The 22,013-nt window shown below is 57.3% G+C and carries 16 protein-coding genes, 1 tRNA gene and 2 pseudogenes; 5 read left to right on the forward strand and 14 right to left on the reverse strand.

What is annotated here, in order from left to right:
* Positions 1 to 304 precede the first annotated feature (304 nt).
* A complete protein-coding gene (locus tag RSSM_RS26940) occupies positions 305 to 580 on the reverse strand; it encodes an acylphosphatase (protein WP_008687193.1) in 276 nt (91 codons plus the stop codon).
* A gap of 144 nt (positions 581 to 724) precedes the next feature.
* Between RSSM_RS26940 and mgtE the strand changes: the two genes are divergently transcribed.
* Positions 725 to 2,128: a magnesium transporter gene (gene mgtE, locus RSSM_RS26945; protein ID WP_008687195.1), complete on the forward strand. Its 1,404-nt coding sequence runs from the start codon at positions 725 to 727 to the stop codon at positions 2,126 to 2,128.
* Positions 2,129 to 2,376: 248 nt separating this feature from the next.
* On the forward strand, positions 2,377 to 3,084 hold the full coding sequence (locus tag RSSM_RS26950) for an FHA domain-containing protein (RefSeq protein ID WP_008687197.1): 708 nt from the start codon (positions 2,377 to 2,379) through the stop codon (positions 3,082 to 3,084).
* Between the two features lie 58 nt (positions 3,085 to 3,142).
* Here the strand turns inward: RSSM_RS26950 and RSSM_RS26955 are convergent, their stop codons facing one another.
* The 4 genes from RSSM_RS26955 to RSSM_RS26970 form a co-directional block, all read right to left on the reverse strand.
* Positions 3,143 to 3,562 carry a hypothetical protein gene (locus RSSM_RS26955; protein WP_144060152.1) on the reverse strand — a complete coding sequence of 140 codons (420 nt, stop codon included), beginning with the start codon at positions 3,560 to 3,562 and terminating at the stop codon, positions 3,143 to 3,145.
* Positions 3,559 to 4,062, reverse strand: coding sequence for a hypothetical protein (locus tag RSSM_RS26960; protein ID WP_008687202.1), 504 nt, complete (start codon positions 4,060 to 4,062; stop codon positions 3,559 to 3,561). Before RSSM_RS26960 ends, RSSM_RS26955 begins: the two co-directional genes overlap by 4 nt.
* A gap of 74 nt (positions 4,063 to 4,136) precedes the next feature.
* A complete protein-coding gene (locus tag RSSM_RS26965; protein ID WP_008687203.1) occupies positions 4,137 to 4,580 on the reverse strand; it encodes a hypothetical protein in 444 nt (147 codons plus the stop codon).
* Positions 4,577 to 5,110 (reverse strand): pilus assembly FimT family protein, encoded by a 534-nt coding sequence (locus RSSM_RS26970; protein WP_144060153.1) that lies wholly within the window; start codon positions 5,108 to 5,110, stop codon positions 4,577 to 4,579. The genes RSSM_RS26965 and RSSM_RS26970 overlap by 4 nt, the downstream gene beginning before the upstream one ends.
* 152 nt (positions 5,111 to 5,262) lie before the next feature.
* Here RSSM_RS26970 and RSSM_RS35265 point away from each other — a divergent pair, with 152 nt between their 5' ends.
* Complete coding sequence (locus RSSM_RS35265; RefSeq protein WP_261340268.1) at positions 5,263 to 5,397, forward strand: hypothetical protein; 135 nt, start codon at positions 5,263 to 5,265, stop codon at positions 5,395 to 5,397.
* Positions 5,398 to 5,440: 43 nt separating this feature from the next.
* Here the strand turns inward: RSSM_RS35265 and RSSM_RS26975 are convergent, their stop codons facing one another.
* The 3 genes from RSSM_RS26975 to RSSM_RS26985 all read right to left on the reverse strand — a co-directional run bounded on the left by RSSM_RS26975 (position 5,441) and on the right by RSSM_RS26985 (position 7,437).
* On the reverse strand, positions 5,441 to 5,770 hold the full coding sequence (locus RSSM_RS26975) for a prepilin-type N-terminal cleavage/methylation domain-containing protein (RefSeq protein WP_044303774.1): 330 nt from the start codon (positions 5,768 to 5,770) through the stop codon (positions 5,441 to 5,443).
* A gap of 239 nt (positions 5,771 to 6,009) precedes the next feature.
* On the reverse strand, positions 6,010 to 6,870 hold the full coding sequence (locus RSSM_RS26980; RefSeq protein ID WP_008687210.1) for a HisA/HisF-related TIM barrel protein: 861 nt from the start codon (positions 6,868 to 6,870) through the stop codon (positions 6,010 to 6,012).
* Positions 6,871 to 6,876: 6 nt separating this feature from the next.
* Complete coding sequence (locus RSSM_RS26985) at positions 6,877 to 7,437, reverse strand: DUF2617 family protein (protein ID WP_236621422.1); 561 nt, start codon at positions 7,435 to 7,437, stop codon at positions 6,877 to 6,879.
* Positions 7,438 to 7,744: 307 nt separating this feature from the next.
* Here RSSM_RS26985 and RSSM_RS26990 point away from each other — a divergent pair.
* Positions 7,745 to 8,325, forward strand: a pseudogene (locus RSSM_RS26990) (anthranilate synthase component II).
* Positions 8,326 to 8,800: 475 nt separating this feature from the next.
* Here RSSM_RS26990 and RSSM_RS27000 read toward each other — a convergent pair.
* Positions 8,801 to 8,873, reverse strand: a tRNA-Gly gene (locus RSSM_RS27000).
* Positions 8,874 to 9,272: 399 nt separating this feature from the next.
* On the opposite strand from RSSM_RS27000, the gene tig reads away from it, so the two are divergent.
* Complete coding sequence (gene tig / locus RSSM_RS27005) at positions 9,273 to 10,787, forward strand: trigger factor (RefSeq protein ID WP_008687218.1); 1,515 nt, start codon at positions 9,273 to 9,275, stop codon at positions 10,785 to 10,787.
* 322 nt (positions 10,788 to 11,109) lie between these two features.
* Here the strand turns inward: tig and argJ are convergent, their stop codons facing one another.
* The 5 genes and pseudogenes from argJ to RSSM_RS33990 form a co-directional block, all read right to left on the reverse strand.
* Entirely contained in the window at positions 11,110 to 12,327 is a 1,218-nt protein-coding gene (argJ, locus tag RSSM_RS27010; protein ID WP_144060154.1) for a bifunctional glutamate N-acetyltransferase/amino-acid acetyltransferase ArgJ, read from the reverse strand.
* A gap of 404 nt (positions 12,328 to 12,731) precedes the next feature.
* Positions 12,732 to 14,777, reverse strand: a complete 2,046-nt coding sequence (locus tag RSSM_RS27015) for a flagellin (protein WP_008687225.1) — start codon at positions 14,775 to 14,777, stop codon at positions 12,732 to 12,734.
* Between the two features lie 269 nt (positions 14,778 to 15,046).
* On the reverse strand, positions 15,047 to 17,086 hold the full coding sequence (locus RSSM_RS27020) for a flagellin N-terminal helical domain-containing protein (protein WP_008687227.1): 2,040 nt from the start codon (positions 17,084 to 17,086) through the stop codon (positions 15,047 to 15,049).
* A gap of 270 nt (positions 17,087 to 17,356) precedes the next feature.
* Positions 17,357 to 18,388 (reverse strand): hypothetical protein, encoded by a 1,032-nt coding sequence (locus tag RSSM_RS27030; protein WP_236621423.1) that lies wholly within the window; start codon positions 18,386 to 18,388, stop codon positions 17,357 to 17,359.
* Positions 18,389 to 18,467: 79 nt separating this feature from the next.
* Positions 18,468 to 22,013, reverse strand: a pseudogene (locus RSSM_RS33990) (hypothetical protein); the annotation flags it as partial.

Below are 22,013 nucleotides of genomic sequence, written 5' to 3' on the forward strand. Positions count from 1 at the left end.
GCCAAGACTTTCGGCGAATCACGGGCGCCGGCCGAAACTCTTGGCGACTTTCCCTACCCTAAAACGAGCCTTTGACGCACCACGATCACGTCACGACAACTTGATTTTCGGGTAGTGGACGAGGCGACGAGTCCTTGATGCGCTAGACACGCAGACGGATTCCTTGCGTCATCCACTACAGTTCCATCCGAAAACCAAATCGCGGCGAACCACTAGGCTAGGAACCACTAGGCTAGGGAAAATAGACAAGAGCAGGAATAGACAGGACGCGACTTCCACGACTCGCAGCCAAGCTCTCACTCCCTCAATGCCGGATCTTAAAACCGGTCCGATCGGGCAACGGGTCGCGAACGTCCACCAACGTTTCGTTGATTTTTCGCTCCATCGACGACGCCACCCGCTTTTCGAGTTCCTTGACGTCCGCTGCGCTGCCCTGCACGTCCATCGTCACGTCTCCGTCGGGCTCGTTTCTGACAAACCCCGCGATCGCCAACCCTTTGGCCTGCTGAATCGCGTTGACGCGGAACCCCACGCCCTGCACGTCACCTCGATATCGAAAGATTTTTCTCACCTCCGCCATTGGGATCACCTATCGTCCTTTTCGTCATCGTCACTGATGTTCTGACATTTCTCGACTCGACCTATCCGCAATTGACGATAACATTTTCAAACGCGGCGCAGAAGTAAACCGCCACACGCGGCATCCATCCAGCACGAGTCATCTATGAGTGAACCCATCTCCGCATCGGACACCAACACGATCGAAATCTCCCAAGAGACCGATCGGCCGTGGGAACGGCTCGAGGAGCTCGCCGATGCCGGAGACACCGAGTCACTCACGACGTACCTCGAGAGTCTTTCGGTCGGCGACCAAGCACTCGCGTTGAGCCGAACCGACGAAGCCCACTTGCAGACCGTTTTGACATCGCTCGCGGGGGAAGACGCCGCTGAACTGCTGCGCCACCTGAGCGAGAGCCAAGCAGCCGACATCGTTGAGACGCTGCCCGCCGAAGACGCCGCGGCGATCGTGCACGAGATGCCCAGTGACGAGCAAGCCGACTTGCTCGGCGACCTCGATGCCAAACAGGTCTCCGCGATTCTCGAAGCCCTGCCGCATGAGGAAGCCGACGCGGTTCGCAAATTGACCGCATACAGCGACGACGTCGCCGGCGGTTTGCTCGTCCGAGAAATCCTGCGGTTCGACTACTCAACCAAAGTCGCCGACGTCATCAGCACCCTATCGGAAAACGCAGACGAGTTCCGCGACTATGACGTCCAGTACGCCTACCTGACCGACGCGGAAAACCGACTCGTCGGCGTTCTGCCGATGCGAAACCTGCTCTTTGCGCGTCGCAGCGATCCGGTCGCCGACATCATGATCGCCGACCCGTTGTCCCTGCGTGACGACACACCACTGGACGACCTGATCGACTTCTTTGAAACCCATCACTTCTTGGGTGTCCCCGTTGTTGATGCCGAAGGTAAACTGCTCGGCGTCGTGCACCGAAACGCTGTCGACTACGAAGCGACGCGGGCCGCCGAAAATGACTTCCTCAAAAGCCAAGGGATCATCGGCGGTGAAGAACTCCGAACGATGCCTCTATTCCTTCGTGCCCGGCGTCGGCTGAGCTGGCTGAGCATCAACATTCTGCTCAACATCGGCGCCGCTGCCGTGATTGCGATCTATCAAGACACGCTCGAAAAAGTGATCGCGTTGGCGGTCTTCCTCCCCATCATCAGCGACATGAGCGGCTGCAGCGGCAACCAAGCCGTCGCGGTCAGCATGCGGGAACTCTCCCTCGGCCTCATCCGCCCGACTGAAATGCTCCGCGTTTGGTTGAAAGAGGTCTCGGTGGGTTTGATTAACGGTGCGGCGTTGGGGCTGCTCGTTGCGATCGTCGCCGTGGTCTGGGACGGCAACCCGTACCTCGGTCTCGTCGTCGGGCTCGCCTTGTTCGCGAACACGATCGTGGCGGTCTCCATCGGCGGCACCGTGCCGTTGGTGCTGAAACGTTTCGGTTTCGACCCCGCCGTCGCCAGCGGTCCGCTGCTGACCACCGTGACCGACATGTGCGGCTTTTTCCTCGTGCTCGGCTTGGCCACCGCGATGCTGAATCAACTCATTTAAGCGTTCGATTGCGGTAACGAAATCGACAGCGTGGCAAAGGCAGCGATCAATTACCGCCCCTCTGCCGGCTACTTTTTTACTTAACCAAACTCTAACGCTTCCTGAATCCTTCTCAACCGATTCAAAAAAAGCGAATCGGTATCATGCCGACTTCCACTACCCGCTCGGACGGCCGACGGGTGCGACATGGATCTCGCACGCGACGTCCCGCTGCGAAGAGGCTTCGTCACGAGGAAGGACTACCCAGAATGAGTTTTCTCGATGTCTTCGATTATCAGTTGGTGCACCGCAACGGAGACGAACGCGGCGAAGTAATTCATATCGAAGAAGGCAAAACGGTGATCGGACGCAGCGAAAAGTGCCACGTCCATCTCGCGAGCCCGGACGTCAGCCGTCAACACTGCGTCCTCGTCCGCACGAAGACTCAGTTGTTCGTCTACGATCTCAGCAGCCGCAACGGCACGAAAGTGAACCGTCAGCGGATCGCAAGTAAGAAGCCAGTCGAACTTCGCCATCGCGACAAATTGCAAATCGGCCGATGGAAGTTCCGCTTCCTTGTCAAAGACGCTCTCTCGGGCGAGAGCATCCCGGACGAACCAAAGGTCGTCGACGACGCCAAGGCATCTGCCCCTAGAACCGTGCTCAACGAACTCGACGCGATCGCCGAAGCGTTGGATCTGCCCAGTGGTGAGATCACCGAAACCAAATCTATCCCGCGTGATTTTCCATCCGAGGCAAACAACGCTGCCCCATCCGCAGCCAAACCCGAAAAGCCCAACAAGCCGCAATTAAATGAGGCGTCGCCGGCACCAGAGAAGGCGGAACCCGAACAACCGGCGTTCGATCCGACTAAGAAGCGGCAACCGATCAGCCTGCCTGCGTCGGCACGACTCAGCGGCGCGTCGGACCCGCGAACCGCGGCCGATCAAACCCTACGCAAACTGTTCGGCAGATAGCCGAGATCGGGCACGTCAGGTTTCGAAATGCGCCGACGTTCCGTTTGGCAGAACTGCGCTACGGCAGCGGAGCGTATCGAATGCCGCGACGTCGAATCGGTGGAGCCCCTGAGTACAGAGACACCTCCATCTCAATCGTTTGCTGCGGCACGTCCAACGCGACGACTCTCGCCTGCGCGTCTTCGAAACCGTTGATCTTCGACAACGTCTTGTCGACCGGAGCAACCACGAGAGACGGATGGGTCCGCTGATAAGCGATCTGCCGCTGGGTCAAACCTTCGGCGATCAAGCGACCTTGCACACTGCTCTGCGTTACCGAACGTCGGATGTTCAGCCTTCGATGCGAACGCGCGATCGTGATCGACGCGACCGAAACGACCGCCATTGCCAAAAAGCACAACAGGATCGCCGAACCCCGGCGGGGCCTTCGGGACAAACGCGATGCCGACTGTTTCGATAATCGGTGAATTACTCTCATGGCACCACCGCGAATTGAGGCACGAGACAGACCCGCGTGATTGTTTTTGCTTCCCGGTCGATCGGTCGCAACGTCGCGAACTCATCACCGGATTTCTTCAGGTGCAACCGCAACTCGACGCCCACGACAATGCCCGCGACCGTGATGGGTTCGTATTCAAACGTCTCGAGGGACTCGCTCACGCACAACGTCTCGTTCCCCGCATCATCAACGAGGTAGAGGTCCTTCCCGAGTCCGGAGTCGGACTTTCGCTCGTCAAATTTGTAGGTGTTTCCGGTGCACTGGATCGACGACTTGTCGATGCTAACAATCCCTTCGACCTCATGAAACGCACGGAAACGGTTCGCCAAAAAACGCAGCGTCTGGCGAGCTTCCGCAGGAGCACCGACGACACCACGCGATGCAGCGGCGACTCGGATGGATCCCTGCATCACACCAATGATCGACGTCGCCATCGCAACCACGATCATCACGCAGGCAACCGTCTCGATTAACGACACGCCCCGATGGATGGGCCGACGAATGACTCGACGATTGCCCGGCATACCGAAAAATATTGGGTGGGCAGCAGACATCACGGACGACTCCACTGTGTCTGAAGGACCTCTTGCGGCTCGCCCGAATCGGGGCGTCGATTTCCGTTCGTGTCCTGGTACGCCGTCGCGATGATCGTCAGCAAACCTGCGATATCCGGATCGGCAACAAACTCAACTTGTGCCCTGCCTTCAGTGATCGGGTTATCCGAAACCGCCGTATCGATCGTCCCGGACGCGCTGTCAAACGCGGTCACATCGCACAACGACATTTTGGTCGTCTCGATGGCTCGTTCCGCTTCGAACAGCAATGCATCCTGCAACCCGACGTGAGCGATCCGAGTTGACGATTCGCCCATCATTTTCATCGCCGGGATCAACATGATCGACAGGACCGCTGCTCCGACGGCGACGTCGATCAACGACGCTCCCGCGCGGCGTGCGGATGAGCGAAGCGATATGGTTTGTTTCCAACGACAACTCATGGTGACACCACCAATTCAATTTCTCCGGTTGCCGAATAGGCCACCGCGGTCGCCACGGACGTATTGGTCGTTACCTGCCATTTCGTGTCACGGCTGGGCGTTCCGTCGGGTCGAAACGTGATCGTTGACGAACTGCTTTTGACGGTCGTCGATTCGCCGAGCCAAATGGGATCAACCATCCAGTTCGTACCGGACTTTACCTCGGCACCAAACACGCCGACATCGTTGGAATCATAAACCGGACGGAACGGGCTCGGCTGCACTCGCATCTCAATCGCCACCCGTTTCATGTTGGTGGACGGGTGCACGAGAGTTACGTGACGGACATCCACATCGCACTGCGACATGACCGCCGTCTCCCGCGCCAAACGAAGACAACGCATGACTTCATCGGCATCGTCCATCACCCCAGGACGGGCAAGAATCGTACGATTCATTGACGTCCAAGAAAGACTCGCGATCGATAGCGTTGCGGTAGAAATCATCACCACCATCAACACCTCCAGCAGCGTGACGCCGTTTCGCTTCATCGATCTGCTTTGCATAAAGGAGGAGATGGGAAGTATGACAAGTTTCCGCAATGACGGACTCGCACTGAAAACTCAGCACCGAACACTCAGCACGGTGTGTTCATCTATTCGGCGGACGCTATCAAAAAAAGAAGGAGGCCCGAAGACCTCCTTTGTCTGATTCTCAAAATGTGACCAACAATCGCAAAACGACGTTCGCCTTCGTCCCGACGCTGCAGGTCGTGCTCAACGGCGGTCAGGCCGCTGAGGCAACGATGTTCTGTGCGTGGAGCGAACAGTCAGGATGACTGCTCGGTATCTGCTCGACAGTCAGAACGACTGCCCAACAAACTACGGAGTCGGAATCGAGAACGTTCCGGTCGCTTTGTCGTAGGTGTACTTCGCGAGCTTCTTGTAGCGAGTCTTTTCCGAATCGGTAGTGTTGGCGATGTAGCCTTCACGCACCAAGTAGGCGATGCTCGACGGGAAGTAGCCTTTTTCGAGGTAGTACGTTTGCGACATTGCGTTGAGCGATGCGACGTCTTGAATCGCGAGTTTGTCTTCGCTCTTCTGACGCATCGGAGCAACCGTAGCGACAGTCGCAGCAGCAACGACGGCGAGGATAACAACAGCAGCGATCACTTCCAAAAGCGAAAAACCGTTTTTCTTATTGCGTTTCATGTTGAGAACTTCTTGGTGAAAGGTTTCAGGGGGGCACAAACAAGACCGAATGTTAAAACGACGTGCCTGTTCCTTTTTTGATTCCGACGCAGAACCCATGGAATGACTTCGTCGTGGGGCGAGGTTTGTTGTCCCTCGACCTACTGAAACCTAGGTCGCTTTTGTCCAGTGAGCGTCGGAATCTTGAAAAAAATTCAGCCGACTTCTCACACTGCTCAAAATCCGCATTACCGCCCCCCCTAAGTACAGGGTTGCAGTTTCGGCAGCAGCGCCGACGCGATCAAAACCTCGTCGCATCCCGCACAAACGTAGGCATCGACATCCTTCGTTTGACGGCAACCACCGCCCGAAATCCATCGCCAACCGGGATGCCGCTCAGCGACGCCACGCAGCGTCGACACCGATGCGTCCGACCGCCCGGTCCCCACGGCCGACACGTCGATCAGCAACGCACGATTGATGCCCGCTTCCTTCGCTCGACTCATCCAAGCATCCACACCCGCGGGCTCGCTTGCTTTGTCGGGGCCGATGAACCTCCCGTCGCGAAAGTCGACACCGAGAATCAAACCGCCCGGGTCGCAGTGACGGCTCGCCGTGTCAATGACGTCGACCGACTCAGCCGACTCGCTGGCAACGATCCACTGCACGCTCGCAGCATCAGAAGAGGCGAAGAACCGATTCGACGTCAGCCATTTCGAGTGCCGCGCGATCACGTCCTTGCGAAGCCCAACGTCGATTAACCACCGGTCAGGTTGCAACGCGTCACTGTCATTTGAGGCATCTTTGATTAGCCGTTCGATCGACTCGCGTTGCACCTCACCGTCCGTCAACGAATCAAGATCGGCAACATAGAACCGTGTGATACCGAACCGACGATACCAACGCACGAGCGCCGCGGGATCACCGTCGGATGCTCGAACGTGCGCTGCGTCCGGCGGGAAAGGCGAGTCCGGCGCAGAGTTCGCCGCCTCATTGACGAGTGAAACGGGTTGGTATTCGTTTCGTTTTCCGGCGACGGCATGAACCGCTTTGCCGGCTTTCAAATCGATCACGCCGACCAAACGATCAGCGATGCCTAGCCACTCAGTCGGATCAGCCAACCGGGCTTACTCGGGCAGACTGAACAACGATTCGACTTTCACGATCGCGTAGTCGTCCGGGAAAGTGTGAATCGCCTGGATCAACATCGAATTCTGACGCGTTTCGATGTTCACATAACTGATCGCCCCGAGAGCCATCCGGCCGCTCGAATCGAAACGGTGCAACAGACCTTCGGTTGGTCCTTTGCCGAGTTGTTGCCCGACCATCCAGAACATTTCCGCCGCAACGGTTTCGAGTTGGAAGTGGGTGCGGTACTCCAGACCACTTTGACAGGTCGCCTCTTCCGTGCGACTGCCTTTGAGCGATTGCTGAATCAAACAACGCCGGGTTGGCAGAGGTTGTCCCGAACTCGTCGCGACTTCACAGAGAGTCGACTTCGCACCATTGAACGTGACGACGTGACCACAATTTGTGATGTCCACCTTGGCGTCGTAATTCCCACGTTGGATACGTCGCGACTGATGCACGACGATCAACTCGGGATGGATCGGTCGGCTGAACAAACGAAATGCGAGTTCAGCGACTTTTGGGCGAACCGAAATCACGTCGAGGGGTCCATGAGACAAAGGAAAACAATTGAACGAAACACTCACCCCGCTGCATCTTGCGAAAACAGTGCGTCCGTTTCGGTCGAGCCGAGCTGGAACATCGGGTTAGGAAACACCGATGACGCGAGGGTGAGTTAACATATACGGAGCCAAACGAAGATTCGTTTCGTAACAATCGAACCAACCTTGCCGCTCGCCCCAATTATAGGCGGAGTCACGCGGAAGTCTAAAGAGCGTTTACGTCTTGACTCGGGAAGAATATCCTTTCCGCTATTCTTCGCCGATTTCATCTTGACATTTGAAAACCCGTTCGCCGGATCCATCCATGTTGCTGGTCATCGATAACTACGACTCATTCACCTACAACCTGGTGCAACGCCTTGGCGAGATCGATCGCAATGTTGACGTCCGGGTGATCCGAAATGACGACCTCACGGTAGAAAAAATCGAAGAACTTTCTCCGGAACGCTTGCTGGTTTCTCCAGGCCCGTGCACTCCCAACGAAGCCGGCGTCAGCGTCGAGTGCGTGAAACACTTCGCCGGAAAGATCCCGATCCTCGGCGTTTGCCTCGGCCACCAATCGATCGGACAAGCCTTCGGGGCAACGATCGTGCGTGCTCCCCAATTGATGCACGGAAAAACCGATGGCATCGTTCACGACGATCAAGGGTTGTTTGCGGGCCTCGCCAATCCCTTCACCGCGACACGCTATCACTCATTGGTCATTGATCCCCCCAGCTGCCCGACGAATTGATCGTCAGCGCGTGGACCGACACCGGCGGCGAACGACAAATCATGGGCGTACGCCACCGCGAATACCCAATGGAAGGCTGGCAGTTCCACCCCGAGAGCTTCCTAACCGAACCAGGAATCAAACTACTCACCCGCTTCCTGAAATGGTCCTAAACAAGCAGCCCCCGCATCCCCAAGGCAAAAACACGTAGGTCCGCATCTCCGAGGCGGACAGCCACGCAGGTCCGCATCTCAGAGGCGGACAGCCACATAGGTCCGCATCTCCGAGGCGGACAATGAAAAATCCCCAACCGCGCCACCCACAAAACGCCCCGCAAACCACCACCGCCCGAATCCACACGGCCCCAACCCGCCGAATCCTAGATCCACCACGGCCCAAAAGGCCAACCGTTTATCTAGCCCAGGCCAACGGCCTGCGATCATGGCCCGCACAAAAAACAGAGGGCCAAAGGCCCGGCCGTTTGTCCCCACACCAAAACAAACCAACCCCAACACAACGGTTAGTCTCGGTCTTGGAAAGACCGAGCTACGTGGGCGCCCCAACCCCGATATCGTCGGCGCATAAAAAAAGCCACCGCACAAAATTGCTTGGTGGCTTTCTTCAAATCCGACTCAGAAAGAGTCGAAGAGCGGCTGATCGGATTCGAACCGACGACAATCACGTTGGCAACGTGATGCTCTGCCAACTGAGCTACAGCCGCGAGAAACATTTCGGTGCGATGTCGACTAGTGAGGCTTGCTGCTCACCCAAGTGACTCGCTCCCGTCGTGTGTGGGCTAGAGTATAAGTTCGCTCGCCGAGGTGACAAGACCGTCTGAGCATCTTTTTTTGAAGCTCACATGATTTTTCTGACGGGCTCGTTTTTTGGCCCCCAATGGGCACACCATCTCGCCGGGTTTCGTTCCGGCTTCTTCCCAATCGAAGACACCTAACTTTTCGGCTGTCGGCTTGCCTTCTCTGCGGATCGGGCATTACACTTGCCGGATTGCTTAGGAGGCAACGCCGACGATGTCGCCCCTCCGAGCCTCAACAGATTCCCCGTCCCGCGGCGGCCCCTGCGATTTTGGGACGCCCTCCTCTGGCATAAGTAAGAATACAGGATGTCCACGTCCGTCGACACTGACACCATCGCGACCGACGCGTCGCCCGACAAGGCTCCGTTGCAACTGGAAGTCACCGTGGAAAAACCGCACGCATGTTTGCGTGAAGTGGTCGTTTCCATCCCGCGTGGCGAAGTCGAACGTTATCTCAAAGACGCCTACGACGAACTCGTCCCAGAAGCACAGGTTCCTGGTTTCCGAGCCGGTCGTGCCCCTCGCAAATTGGTCGAAAAACAATTCAAGGACCGAATCGAAGAACGCGTCAAAGGCTCGCTGTTGATGGACAGCCTCAGCCAAGTGACCGAGAAGGCTGAGTTCTCCGCCATCGGCGAACCAGACTTCGAATACGAATCGATTGAACTGCCCGAAGACGGCCCGTTCAAATTCCAATTCAAAATCGAAGTCCGCCCTGAATTCGAAACTCCGAACTGGAAGGGCCTCGAACTTAAGAAACCGGTTGAGGAAGTCAACGACAAAGACGTCGACCAAGCCCTCGAACGCGTTCTCTCACGTTACGCGTCGCTCGAAGCCAGCGAAGAACCGGCCGAACTCGGCGACAAAGTTCTCGTTACCGCGGTCTTCAAAGACGGTGACAAGAAACTGTCCGAAATGGACGAAGAACGTGTCACCGTTGCTAACCGCCTGAGCCTCTCCGATGCGATCTGCGAATCGTTCGGCGAAATGATGACCGGCGCAAAAGAAGGCGATGTCATCACCGGCAAAGTCAAACTGAGCGACGGGCAAGAAGACGAAGAACTCAAGGGCAAAGAAGTCGATGCCGAATTCACGGTCGTCGAAGTCCTCAAGCTCGAACTGCCGAAGCTCACTGGCGAATTCCTCGACGAACTCGGCGAGTTCGAATCGGAAGACGAACTGCGTGACTTCGTCCGATCGTCACTCGAACGACAAGCCAACTTCCGAACCGAACAAGCAATGCGGAACGAAATCGTTTCCCAATTGCTCGCATCGTCGGAATTCGAGTTGCCGCCATCGTTGGTTCGCCGACAAATGAAACGAGAACTCGACCGGAAGGTCATGGAGTTCCGTCGCAGCGGTTTCGACGAAGACATGATCCGTCGCTTCGTCAACGCCAACCGTCAAAACATGCAAGCCGGCACCGAAGCCTCGCTGCGTGAACACTTCATCCTCGAACAAATCGCGGAAAACGAAGAAGTCGACGCGTTGCCAGAAGAATTCGAAACCGAAATCCAACTGATCGCCGAGCAAAGCGATTCTTCGCCTCGAAAGATCCGAGCTCGATACGAAAAATCGGGACAAATGGATGCTCTTCGCAACCAGATCGTCGAACGCAAAGTGATCGAAATGATCTCCGGTGCAGCGAACGTGACGGAAGAAAAAGTCGAGAAGGAAGCGGAATCGGAAAACGACGAATTCGCTATCTATCACGAGGTCATTCCTACTCGCGACACCGATGCGATCCCGGAAGCCAAGTACGACGACAACACGCCGAAGGGCGCTGAGACCGAAATGGAAAAAGACAGCGACAGCGAGTAATCGACGTCGGATTCCATCCAAAGATCAAACGCGGCGAGAAACCTCGCCGCGTTTTTTTATGCGCTCCCCGTAATGGATCCATCCACAGATCCATCCCCATCGAACCAGCCGTAGCGAAAGTACCCAAGACTTTCGGCGTTACACGAGCCACCCGCAACCCTCGGCGGACTGTTGATCTAATAGGAAACCCCGAGTCCCACGACAGATTATTTGCCCGACGCGCAAGCGAGTGTTTACGGCGATCCCTCGCTAGCGCATCGGGCTATTAAATCAACCGCCCGTTGGCGAGTTCGCTACCCGGAAACCAAGCCGTGCCGGAACACTAGGTCGTGTACAACGAATTGAAACGCACATAGTCCTCGGTCAGATCACTCGACCAATACTGCGATGTTCCGCCCCCCTCGCCGACGACCAAATGCAACTTCACCTCGGCGGATTGCTTCATCAGCCCGCTCAATTCTGCGGCGTCGAACTTTAGCGGTGCGCCATCGCGATAGACAAAGTGCCCTTCGATCGACAGCGATGTCTTCTCGACTTCGATCTTCGGCCCCGCGTACCCGGCTGCTGACACGATACGTCCCCAGTTGGGATCACCGCCCTGAATCGCGGTCTTCACCAGCGGACTCGCCGCGACACATTTGGCGATCTCAAACGCATCCTCATCGTTCTCCGCCCCATCAACAGCGACTTCGAAGAACCGGACCGCTCCCTCGCCGTCGGCGACCAACATCTTCGCTAGCTTCAAACTGACTTCGGTGGCGGCGTCGACAAACACCGCGTTTTCGTCATCCGATGCGTTTTCAGTTGCCACTTCACTGCTCAGTAGCACGACCGTGTCGTTCGTGCTCGTGTGCCCGTCGACACTGACTCGGTTGAACGTCCGTTCGACAATTCGCTTCAGTGATGTCTGTGCCGATTCGCTCGTCAGCGGATAATCGGTAACGACCACGCCGAGCATCGTGGCCATGTTGGGTGCGATCATGCCGGCGCCTTTGCACATCGCGGCAACGCGGTAAGTTTTTCCGCCCGCTTCGAAATTCGCCGAAGCGGTTTTGCGGAATTGGTCGGTCGTGCAGATCGCATCAGCCGCGGCGAGAAAGTGCCGCTCGCTGTCTCCCAACGCTTCACCGGCGAGCTCGATCCCACGCTCGACTTTGTCCATCGGCAGTCGATGCCCGATCACTCCCGTGCTCATCACCAGAACATCCTCGGCGTCGCACCCGATCATCGACGCGACCCGTTCGCACATCGTCACCGCGTCCTCATAACCTTCTTTGCCAGTGCACGCGTTCGCGTTACCGCTGTTGGTGATCACCGCACGGCAAGTCGATCGAGGCGAACGATCTCGACAAATCTGAACGGGTGCGGCGAAGACTTGGTTGGTCGTCGTCACCGTGGCGGCGACACAAGGTTCGTCACTGACGATCAAAGAGACGTCTGGTTTACCACTGGCTTTGATCCCACCGGTAGCCCCCGCGTATCGAAAACCACTTGGCAGCTCATGCGAAGTTTCGGCGGGCGTCGGATCGGATTGACTCATGTTGAATTCCATCAAAGTTCAAATGGGGAGGATTGGCCGTGGAGGACACCGCGAAAATGATACCAATTTCTCAATCGGCGACAGCCTGCCACCACCGACACAGCGACGACCAATCGTTCGTTGTTTTCGATTGACAAGCGATAACAAGTCGCTTCCCGCTTGAACGAGAATCAAAACGAACATCAGGTTCACCAAGTCCCACCCCCAACAAAGTGAGCCGAACGGCCGTAAGGCCTCGGGTGGAAACGCCGCAACAACATTCCAACCCCAACACCTACAAACCCGAGTGCTCACGCACATTCGGCTCACAAGCACGTGCCCGCTTCCGTCGGCTAGTCCCCGCGGGGCACCCAAATTTCAGCTACCCACAGGATCTTTAACAAGATCCACTACCAAATCGGTGATCAACGCAGGAGCGATAGAACGTTTTGTGGGTTTTGATTGGCGAGCGATAGTACGTTCGTTCCCGATTGCACCAGGATCTGAGCACGCGTCAGGTTCGCCGACTCCTGTGCGAAATCAGCGTCGCGGACGGAGCTTTCCGCCTCCTGCAAATTCGCTTTGGTTTCATTGAGCGACACCAGATTGCTCGCCAACGTCGTCGACTGGAACGATCCCAAACGACCGCGTGTCTCGGCGACCTTGCTGATCACCTCGTTGATCACCTTGGCCGCCCCAGCGACATCCACGCTGAGGTTTTTCGCTTGGCCGCTACCGAGTTCGTAAAGTCGCCCCGACACGCCGCCGAGTTGCCCGGTCGACACACTTCCGATTCCGAGCCTCGCCTGCTGTTGGCTGTTGACGCCGGGACCGAGCTGAAACGTCGTCCCGCCACCGGTAATGCTGAAGTCAAAATCCGTGGTACTGCCTGCGGCTACCGACAAATTCAAACTCAAACTCGACGTGTTGATCGAAAACTCATTGCCTCGCCCGTTTGCCTCCACACCATTGATTCGAGCCTGGATGTCTTTGCCGTTGACGCGGGTGGCGGATAGGTTGCTCGCGAAAGAACCGTCTTCCCCTTCGTCGATCACATCCACACTGATCAGCGCCTCGCTGCCGTAGTCGGTGCTCGTGAACTGCAAACCACCGTCGGTCGACGCCACCACTCCGGTGGAGTCGCTCACCAAATTGACAGCGGCCGCGATCTGTTCAGGTGTCGTCCCAGCACCAAACTGAAACGTTTCCGCTCCGTTGATTCCGTTGAGCTGGAAGACCAAGTCGTCTTTCAACGCGGCCGTGAAGTTGGTGACGTCTTGGTTGAGCTCGTCAGCGGGAACATAGGCATATGAGATGTCTGTCCCCGCGGGATCGCCATTTTCATCCAGAATTTCAACTTCAAATGTAAACGGATTCCCTGGCACAACCACCCCTTCGATTGTTCCCTTCAAGGAGAGAAGGTCGCCGCTGACTTGGTCCGAACCAACGCCAACGGTGAGGGTTTCGGTCGCCTCGTCGTAGCTAGCGTTCGAAAACGTCCCCCCGGACTCTTCATAAACAATATTGAGGTTTCCATCATCGCTTCGGGCAACATTGAATTGTGCTTGCGTTGTTCCCGTTGTAGGCGTTTCAGCAAGAGCCACCGCCGAAACGGTATCGTCGCCGACAACCTTTGCCCCCAAATCGGTGCTTCCATCGATAGCGGAACGTAATCGCCACAAAGCTTGGTTGCTACTGGACTCACCCGAATCAAAGGTTAGCGTCAACTTACCATCGGTAACCGAGGCGGTCGCGACTCCGTTCAATCCGGGATCATCAATGACCTCAACGGATGTAAAGTTCCCCGCGATCACCAACTGGCTCCCGTTGGCTTCGTAGGTGTAAGTATTGAAATCAAACCTCGCTTCGGTCGCGGCATTATCATCAACGGCACCGAATGCGGCGTCATCGATCGTCACGCTCGCCTTCTCTGCAGCCGCTTCAATGTCCACGCTAACGTCGAGCTTTCCGGTTCGACCTAGTTGTGCTTGACTGATCGAAACATCTTCAACGCTCGCGACATTGCTAATATTACTCACAAAGTCCTGCGAGCCGTCGAGCAGTTTGCGTCCTTGGAACGTCGTCGTCTGTGCGATGCGGTTGATCGCTTCGAGAGAAGAGTCAATCTGCAGTTGGTTCGCCGCGATTTCCTCATCGCTCAATCCGCCCGTACTGCCGGCTTCGTTAACGAGCCCTCGCACGTCGTTGAGCAGATTGCTGACCTGGCCGAGCGCACTGTCGGCCGTGCTGATGATCTGACTCGTGCGGGTCGAGTTGCTGATTGCTTTGGTCAGCCCGGTGATCTCACTGCGAAGAGCTTCACTGGCTAGCAAACCCGCCGGATCGTCGCTGCCGCGGTTGATCCGCAGGCCAGTCGATAGGCGGGTGAGAGATTGTTGCAGATCCGCGTTGCTGGTTTGAAGACGCGTGCGAGCAACCAGGGAGGATACATTGCTGTTGATGCGAGTCATTTAGACGACGTCCACTGTCGACGATGGGTGTGGCTCGATGGAGGATCGGGGAGGCCCATCAAGCGTCGTCATTTTGACTCAGCCATGCACACAAGAATCCTTGGGGCACGAATAATCGCACCCCAAGGACTCGAGCTCATTGCAATGTTGTCCCCCCGGACAATCTTGAGCGATATCATCCTTACAGACGGAACCACCCAAAAGTGCCAGCCTTATGGTGGCTGGCAAACCATTCACTGAACCGGAGAAACCTCCGGATCAATTCCCAATTATCGCAGAAGCGAGAGAACGTTCTGCGGGTTTTGGTTGGCGAGCGACAGAACGTTCGTTCCCGATTGAACGAGGATCTGTGCACGAGTCAGGTTGGCCGATTCTTGAGCGAAGTCAGCGTCGCGGATCGTGCTCTCTGCTTCTTGCAGGTTCGCTTTGGTTTCGTTGAGCGAGACCAGGTTACTTTCGAGCGTCGTCGATTGGAACGAACCCAATCGACCACGAGTTTGAGCAACCTTGCTGATCACTTCGTTGATCACGTCGGCGGCACCGCTGACGTCGCTCGTGAGGCTCTTCGCTTGACCGCTGCCGAGCTCATAAAGACGTCCCGAAACGCCACCGAGCTGACCGGTCGAAACACTGCCGATACCGAGACTAGCCTGTTGTTGGCTGTTCACACCAGGGCCGAGTTGGAAGGTTGCCCCACCACCGGTGATGCTGAACGTGAAGTCAGTCGAGCTTCCTTCGTCCACGGTCAACGCGAGGTCGAGCGTCGCGGTGTTGATCGAGAAGCTGTTCCCTTGGCCGCTCGCTTCGACACCATTGATGCTCGCTTTGATGTCGACACCCGTTGCACGCGTTGCCGACAGGCTGGTTTCGAACGCACCGTCGTCGCCTTCGCTGATGACGTCGACGTTGACGAGAGCATCGCTGCCGTAGGCGTCGCTGCTGAGCGTCAGCTCGGTCGTACCTTCTGCACTCACGCCGGTCGAATCGCTGACCAGGTTGATGGCCGACTTGATTTGTTCGAGCGATGTACCCGCACCGAAGTTGAATGTTTCTGCACCGTCGGCTCCGTTGAGTTGGAAGACGAGGTCGTCTTTCAATCCAGCCTTCGTTGCGGTTCCAGTCGCCTCGTCAGGAAGATCGGTGGCCGAAACGGTCAGGTCGTCAAAACCGGTCAATGCGTCGCCGGCGTCGTCGACGATTTCGCTCGACAGGTCATCGAGTGCGTCGATCTTCGACTTGATGTTGCTCAGCGAGTTGTTCGAGGTCGTCGTTCCCAACGCGACGGTGAGCGTGTTGGTGTCTTCATCAAAATCAGCAACCACGTCGGCGTCGGTTCCGGCGGTGTAGTTGATGGTGATGTCGTCAAGACCGTCACCGGTGACTTTCAAACCAACGTCCGTTCCGTCCGCGGTGTTGGCGGATACCGCTGCGTCGCCGGTAACAACGGTACCGGTCCCGTCTCCGTCGCTGGTCGCGACAATGCCTTCGATGTTGTTCAAGGCGGTCAACACGTCGCTGACGGCCGATGGGTTGGAGTCACCGTCGAAAGTGATTTCGATCGCACCGGCGGTGTTCACTGCCGTTGCAGTACCGCCGAGGGCGTTGTCTTCGGTGATCGTCAAGCTCGCGAAGTCGGCGTTGCCCGTGATCGTCACGGTTTCGCCACCAACCGAGATATCGATCGTCTTGGTGGCGACATTGTTGGTCGCCTCTGGATCAATGTCGGCTGCGTTGAACGCGTCGCTGCTGATCGAAACGCTGGCTTTCTCTGCGGCCGAGGTGATGTCAACGCTGACGTCGATCTTTCCGGTCTTGCCGAGTTTGGCTTGGTCGATCGAAGCATCTTTCACGCTCGAAACGCTACCGACGGTGCTGACGAAGTCTTGCGAACCGTCGAGCAACTTACGACCTTGGAACGTCGTGGTTTGAGCGATCCGGTTGATCGCTTCGAGGGAGGAGTCGATCTGCAACTGGTTAGCAGCGATTTCGTCATCGCTCAGTGCACCCGAGTTGCCCGCTTCGACAACGAGGCCTTTGATGTCGTTGAGCAGGTTGCTGACCTGGCCGAGAGCACTGTCGGCGGTGCTGATGATTTGGCTGGCACGCTGCGTGTTGCTAATCGACTTGGTCAATCCGGTGATTTCGCTTCGGAGAGCTTCACTAGCGAGCAAACCGGCCGGATCGTCACTTCCCGAGTTGATCCGCAAACCGGTCGAAAGACGCGTCAACGAGGTTTGCAAATCGTTGTTGCTCGTTTGCAGTCGGTTCTGTGCAACCAAAGACGAAACGTTAGTGTTAATACGAGTCATGTTGTTATTCCCAAGCTGGGTTGATTTTTATTTTGAAAAGGAACAACCCGGACCAACACTATCTCGTGGCCGGACTGGAACGCTACGCATGGAAGCGGTGCGTCCACCACAAACATGGAACGCGATCAAGTGCCGTGCGCAAAAAACCCCAAGATTTTCCAATCCGCGTGACCACCCACGCCACACGCAATCAAGCCAATCGTTACAACCGTCCCGACTGAATAACGTCTCAAGCTCCCACAGGCGTTTTCACCATCTGACGACGGGAATCTACCGCTGATAGATGGGCAGATAGTGATAACGAACGCTCAAACTCAACACGGCGAGCGTGGTCGCATAAACGATCCCGATGTTGTGTTCCTCCCCCTCCGCGTTCAACCAGTGCCCAGCACGAGATTGCAGACGCAGCAACAGTTCGGTCGTCAACCGGTTGGCGGTCTCTGCCGCCTCGCCACCTACCTGGTGCATGCCCTGGGCGTAGTAATACATCCCGTAAAAGAAAAACCGATCCTGAGTCTTTGGCGGATGCTCGAGCAACCATTTCGCGGCACCGGAAACCAACGGCGATTCGTATCGACCGCACGTTTGCATCGCTAACAACCCCGCCGCCGTCATACTGAACGATGGCCGCCGTGTGCCGGGCGTGTACGCGAAACCGCCAACCGGTTCCTCCGGAATGCCTCGATCGTCGAGCGGAGTCGTGTAGGAGTTCACCAGGTAAGCGACCGCCCGATCGATCGCGTCCGACGGTACGTCCAACCCGTCGTTCTTCGCTGACCGCAACGCCATGACCTGCCATACCGACACCGACAAGTCAGAATCTCTTGCATCGGGAGTGTATCGCCATCCGCCTTGCAAACTTTTTGGCTTGTTCACAGTTTGCGATTTCAAGATCAGTTTGATCGCCGGATCGAGAGCATCATGAATGCGACCGTTCTGTGCGATCGATGACCCCATGCCGAGAACTTCCGTCAGCATCAATGTCGCAATTCCGTGCCCATACATCCTCGAACCGTCACGCCGCCCGAAATAGCCGTCCGTTTGATTTCGCGGGTGCAGCACATACTCGATGGCACGTTCCATCGCCCGCCCTCTCGGCGAATCCTCTCCCGACACCACACCGACCGAAGCGAGTGCCATGATCGCGAGCGATGTCATCGCGGTCGCGTGACGACGGTCCGTGATCGATCCATCCTCATTCTGAAAACGCAACAGGGAATCAACGCCTCGCTGCACGGCGCGATCGACCGCATCGGGCAGATATATCCCCTGGAGATCCTGTGCCGCCGCGCGACTTCGCATCGCCCGTTCAATCGCCACCAATGACGCCACGGAACATGCAAACGAACCGGCACCGCGTAAGAAACGCCTGCGTGACCCTTTATTGTTCACCGGGAACCTCCGATCCTTGCATCGAACGCGCACCCCGTGCTGCCTCCGCCGCGATGGCCTGAAAGTACGCCTCGACCGCAGACCGATACGACAGCGGGATCGGCGTCTTTCGATCCTGGATCACGTTGTCACTCTTGCGTTCACGCAAATTCCCCCACTGATCGTCGGACCGCAGTTCCCCGTCGAGCGACAACAGCCCACCACCGGGCAACTCGATCGAATTCCCTGACTGATTGCCCGAGAGGTCCCCTTGCTCCTGTCCCCGATTGGAGTCGTCTCCGCTGCTATCACGCTCACTCGATCGCGAAGAAGATTCGCGACGATTGGCACTATCGGGGTTTGCCCGGTCTCCACGTTGCCCGGCTTGGTCTGACGGATTCCGGTTGCCGTCCCTGCCATCCGTTTGCTGGCCCGCCGATGCGACTTGGCTCAGTGCTTGCTGTCGCTGCTCAGCCAGTTTCCTCGCCGCCTGCGATGCGGTACGCTGCAACGTCGACGATGCCTGCCCGGCTCGTTGCATCTGCTGCCCCGAGTCACCGGAGGGATCGCCGTTTGATTCGCCCGCAACCTCCGTGGCAGAAGGCCCGCGCTGATTGAGTTGACGATCGAGTTCATCAAGCGTTCGGGCGAGCTTTTCCGATTGATCCGCTTGATCGAGAGTGCCCTGGTTCTCCGGTGCACCGTTTGGCTCTTGATGGGGCGCGTCACTGGGCGTAGAACCGGAATCGGGCTGACGAGAGATACCGGCGATCGTTTCGGCTTGCTCGGCAAGACGCTCGGCAGCCTCCGCGAGTTGGTCGCCAACGTTGCCTCGACTCGGTCGGTCGGTGGAGCTTTCAGAATCATCGGCCACCGCATCCCGCATGCTTTCGAGAGCCTCTCGCATCGTCGAATCCGCGACCTGATTCAAACGCTGGGCGACTTCGCGGAGCGATTCCGCGCCCGCGTTCTCGCCGAGCCGATCTTCATGCCGTGCGGCACGTTCCAAATCGTCCGCCGCCTGCCTCACCGCATCGCGAGCCTGCTGTTGTTCTTTGGCGATGGAACGAACTGCCTGCAGTGGCGGGACAGGTACGGCTTGGTCACCGAGCCGCGCCGAAACCTCCTCGAGCCCTTCGGCCAACCGCTCGAGTTCGATGCGTGACCTCTCCGCTGCGCGAGCCACCAATTCCGCGGCCGGATTTTTCGAATCGAACTCACCTACCGAATGCTTCCGCGCTTCGTTTGCGAGTTGCTTTGCTTCCTGCTGGCCGGCGACCGCTTCTTGACGCGTTCTATCTGCGGCGTTCACCGCACGTTTGGCCTGATCGACTCGCGTCTGGCTGGTCTCCACGTTGTCCCGCGCCCATTGTTGGTCTGGGTTGGCAGCAAGTTGTTTCTCGGCTTTTCGAAGCTGGTTCTCCGCGCTGCGTTGCTCGTTGCGATTCTGTTGCATCCGCCGCGTTGCCTGCTCTTGGCGTTGACGCCATTGACGTGCATCTCGATCGAGCGATTTCACCCACTCGTTGAGCATCCGCCGCTCCACCGACTCGGAATCTTTCGCGGCCTGTTGGCGTTCCCGGTCGGTCGTATACAACGCCTCCTCGCTGACTCCCTCCGCGGCAGCGATCGTTTCCTCGCTATCGTTTGCGGCTTGCTCGATCGCCGACCTCAAACGTTCAACCTCCTCGCCGATCTCCCGCATCAACAACTCACGTTTCTGCGTCTGCTCGACCTGCTCGATCGCGTCCTGCAATTCCTCGCGAACGTCACCAACGCGATCAAAGAGACGTTGGTCCCTCGCCCGAAAACTCGCATTCTCGGCCGTGGCGAGCCATTGCCCTTCCACGGACCGAGCCTGATCCACGATCGAATCCAATCGCTCACGAACCGCACGTTTTCGCTCGACAAAATCTGAATCCGATCGCTCGAGTTGCCGTTGCAGATCGGCTTCTTGTTCGGCAACCGCCCGAACCGCGTTTTCAACATCCGCCACCGTCCGCTCGCCGATCTCCTCGAGACGATCCTGCATCGGCGGGTCGCGTTGCAATCGCTCTTCGAGTCGCCGCAGCAACTCCTTCGGATCCGAACGAGCGAGCTGCTCAGCCGATTCGACTTCGTCTCTTGCATCGTCAAGCGCCTCAGGATTTGCCTCCACAGCTTCGTCAGATTCACTGCCATCGCCTTCGTTGCCGAGGTTCTCTCGCAGTGCCTCACGGGTCCGATCGAGATCCTCACCGGCGTCGGCCGCCTCGAAGTGATCCGCGGTCCGCTCGAGCGTTCTGGCGAGCGAAGAAAGAGCGTCCGACACATCGCGGTCGGCTTCCGATTCACGTTCTTCGTTCGATGAAACCACCGCTTCCATCCGCCGCTGGATTTCTCGCACCGCCGCATCCGCATCCACCGCCAACTCGCGTTCGTTGTCGTCCGTCAAATCGGCACGGTTCGCTCGATCGACGAGACTCTCAGCGACACGCTGCACGTCATCGTGCAACTGATCCAAACGATCTTCCGCGTTCTCACGACGCGATTCCGCGGCAGCCTTGCGAGCCAACTCCGCGACGCTCGGCAACAACGACCTCAACATCTCGCGAGCGTCCCGCATGGACGCCTCGATCACTGGCATGGCGTCACGACAAACGTCAACCATGCGTTGCACCGGATCAGCCGCCGAAACCATCGGATCATCCTGATGGAGCCGACGTGTCATGCGTTGGCGTGCGATCGTGTAGTCATCCGCCCATCGCGTCGCCCGCAACTTCTCAAACCGATCATTGCCACGATGCCGATCGAGAAGGTACTGCAGTGGACCCTCGCCTGCCATTTGGTAGTGCGACAAACGAACCGCCTGCTGCACTCGCAGATCGGCTTCATCGGTGCTGTGCCGTTCCCGGTCGATCATGTCTTGCAGTTGTCGCATCAACCGGATCGCGCGTCCGCCCGAATACAACATCCCGGCGGCCTCTTTGACTCGTGCGAACAATTCATTGTCGTGGGACGGTCTCTGATCCGGCGTTTCGTCCTGCGTCACATGCTCGACCGCCTTTTGAACGAGTCTCGCATCGGCGGCCATCTCAACGATCGAATCTCGCCGCAACTTTTCCCACGCCATCACGTCGTCATAACCCTGCAACAACCGATCGCGTGCAGCGACAAACTGCTCGTTCCGTTGATCCGCACGCTCGGACAACTGGCCGAACTCCGCGTTGGGTTGCCAACGAGGATTGGCGAGTTCACGTACCGATCCCGCGATTCGGTGGTATGTGCTCGCGTGGACAAGAAAACCGAAATGTCGGCCGGACATCGCATCGCCGTGCCGACGCATCGCGTCTCGGAAATTGCCTTCGACATCCGGATTGCGATCGAGCCGCAAGGTTTCACTCGCTTCATCGATACGCACCGCGGTTTCATCGAGGAACTGTCGAAAGTTCTGTAGATGTCGCACCGTGTCGTCGGGCAACTCATTCTGCAACTCCGCGATCATCGCATCGATTTGCCTAAGACGTTCCACCAACAGTTCGGCCTGTCCCGACAAACGTTCGATCGGAATGTTCGC

Origin of the sequence: Aporhodopirellula sallentina SM41, from assembly GCF_000346505.1 — a bacterium.
Taxonomy (GTDB): domain Bacteria; phylum Planctomycetota; class Planctomycetia; order Pirellulales; family Pirellulaceae; genus Rhodopirellula; species Rhodopirellula sallentina.

Excerpts from the sequence above, each read along its gene's own strand:
- argJ (WP_144060154.1), bottom strand. The coding sequence starts at position 12,327 with ATGAGTCAATCCGATCCGACGCCCGCCGAAACTTCGCATGAGCTGCCA.
- RSSM_RS27020 (WP_008687227.1), bottom strand. The coding sequence starts at position 17,086 with ATGACTCGTATTAACACTAACGTTTCGTCTTTGGTTGCACAGAACCGA.
- RSSM_RS26965 (WP_008687203.1), bottom strand. The coding sequence starts at position 4,580 with ATGAGTTGTCGTTGGAAACAAACCATATCGCTTCGCTCATCCGCACGC.
- RSSM_RS26975 (WP_044303774.1), bottom strand. The coding sequence starts at position 5,770 with ATGAAACGCAATAAGAAAAACGGTTTTTCGCTTTTGGAAGTGATCGCT.
- tig (WP_008687218.1), top strand. The coding sequence starts at position 9,273 with ATGTCCACGTCCGTCGACACTGACACCATCGCGACCGACGCGTCGCCC.
- RSSM_RS27030 (WP_236621423.1), bottom strand. The coding sequence starts at position 18,388 with ATGCGAAGTCGCGCGGCGGCACAGGATCTCCAGGGGATATATCTGCCC.
- RSSM_RS26955 (WP_144060152.1), bottom strand. The coding sequence starts at position 3,562 with ATGAGAGTAATTCACCGATTATCGAAACAGTCGGCATCGCGTTTGTCC.
- RSSM_RS27015 (WP_008687225.1), bottom strand. The coding sequence starts at position 14,777 with ATGACTCGCATCAACAGCAATGTATCCTCCCTGGTTGCTCGCACGCGT.
- RSSM_RS26940 (WP_008687193.1), bottom strand. The coding sequence starts at position 580 with ATGGCGGAGGTGAGAAAAATCTTTCGATATCGAGGTGACGTGCAGGGC.
- mgtE (WP_008687195.1), top strand. The coding sequence starts at position 725 with ATGAGTGAACCCATCTCCGCATCGGACACCAACACGATCGAAATCTCC.
- RSSM_RS26950 (WP_008687197.1), top strand. The coding sequence starts at position 2,377 with ATGAGTTTTCTCGATGTCTTCGATTATCAGTTGGTGCACCGCAACGGA.
- RSSM_RS26970 (WP_144060153.1), bottom strand. The coding sequence starts at position 5,110 with ATGAAGCGAAACGGCGTCACGCTGCTGGAGGTGTTGATGGTGGTGATG.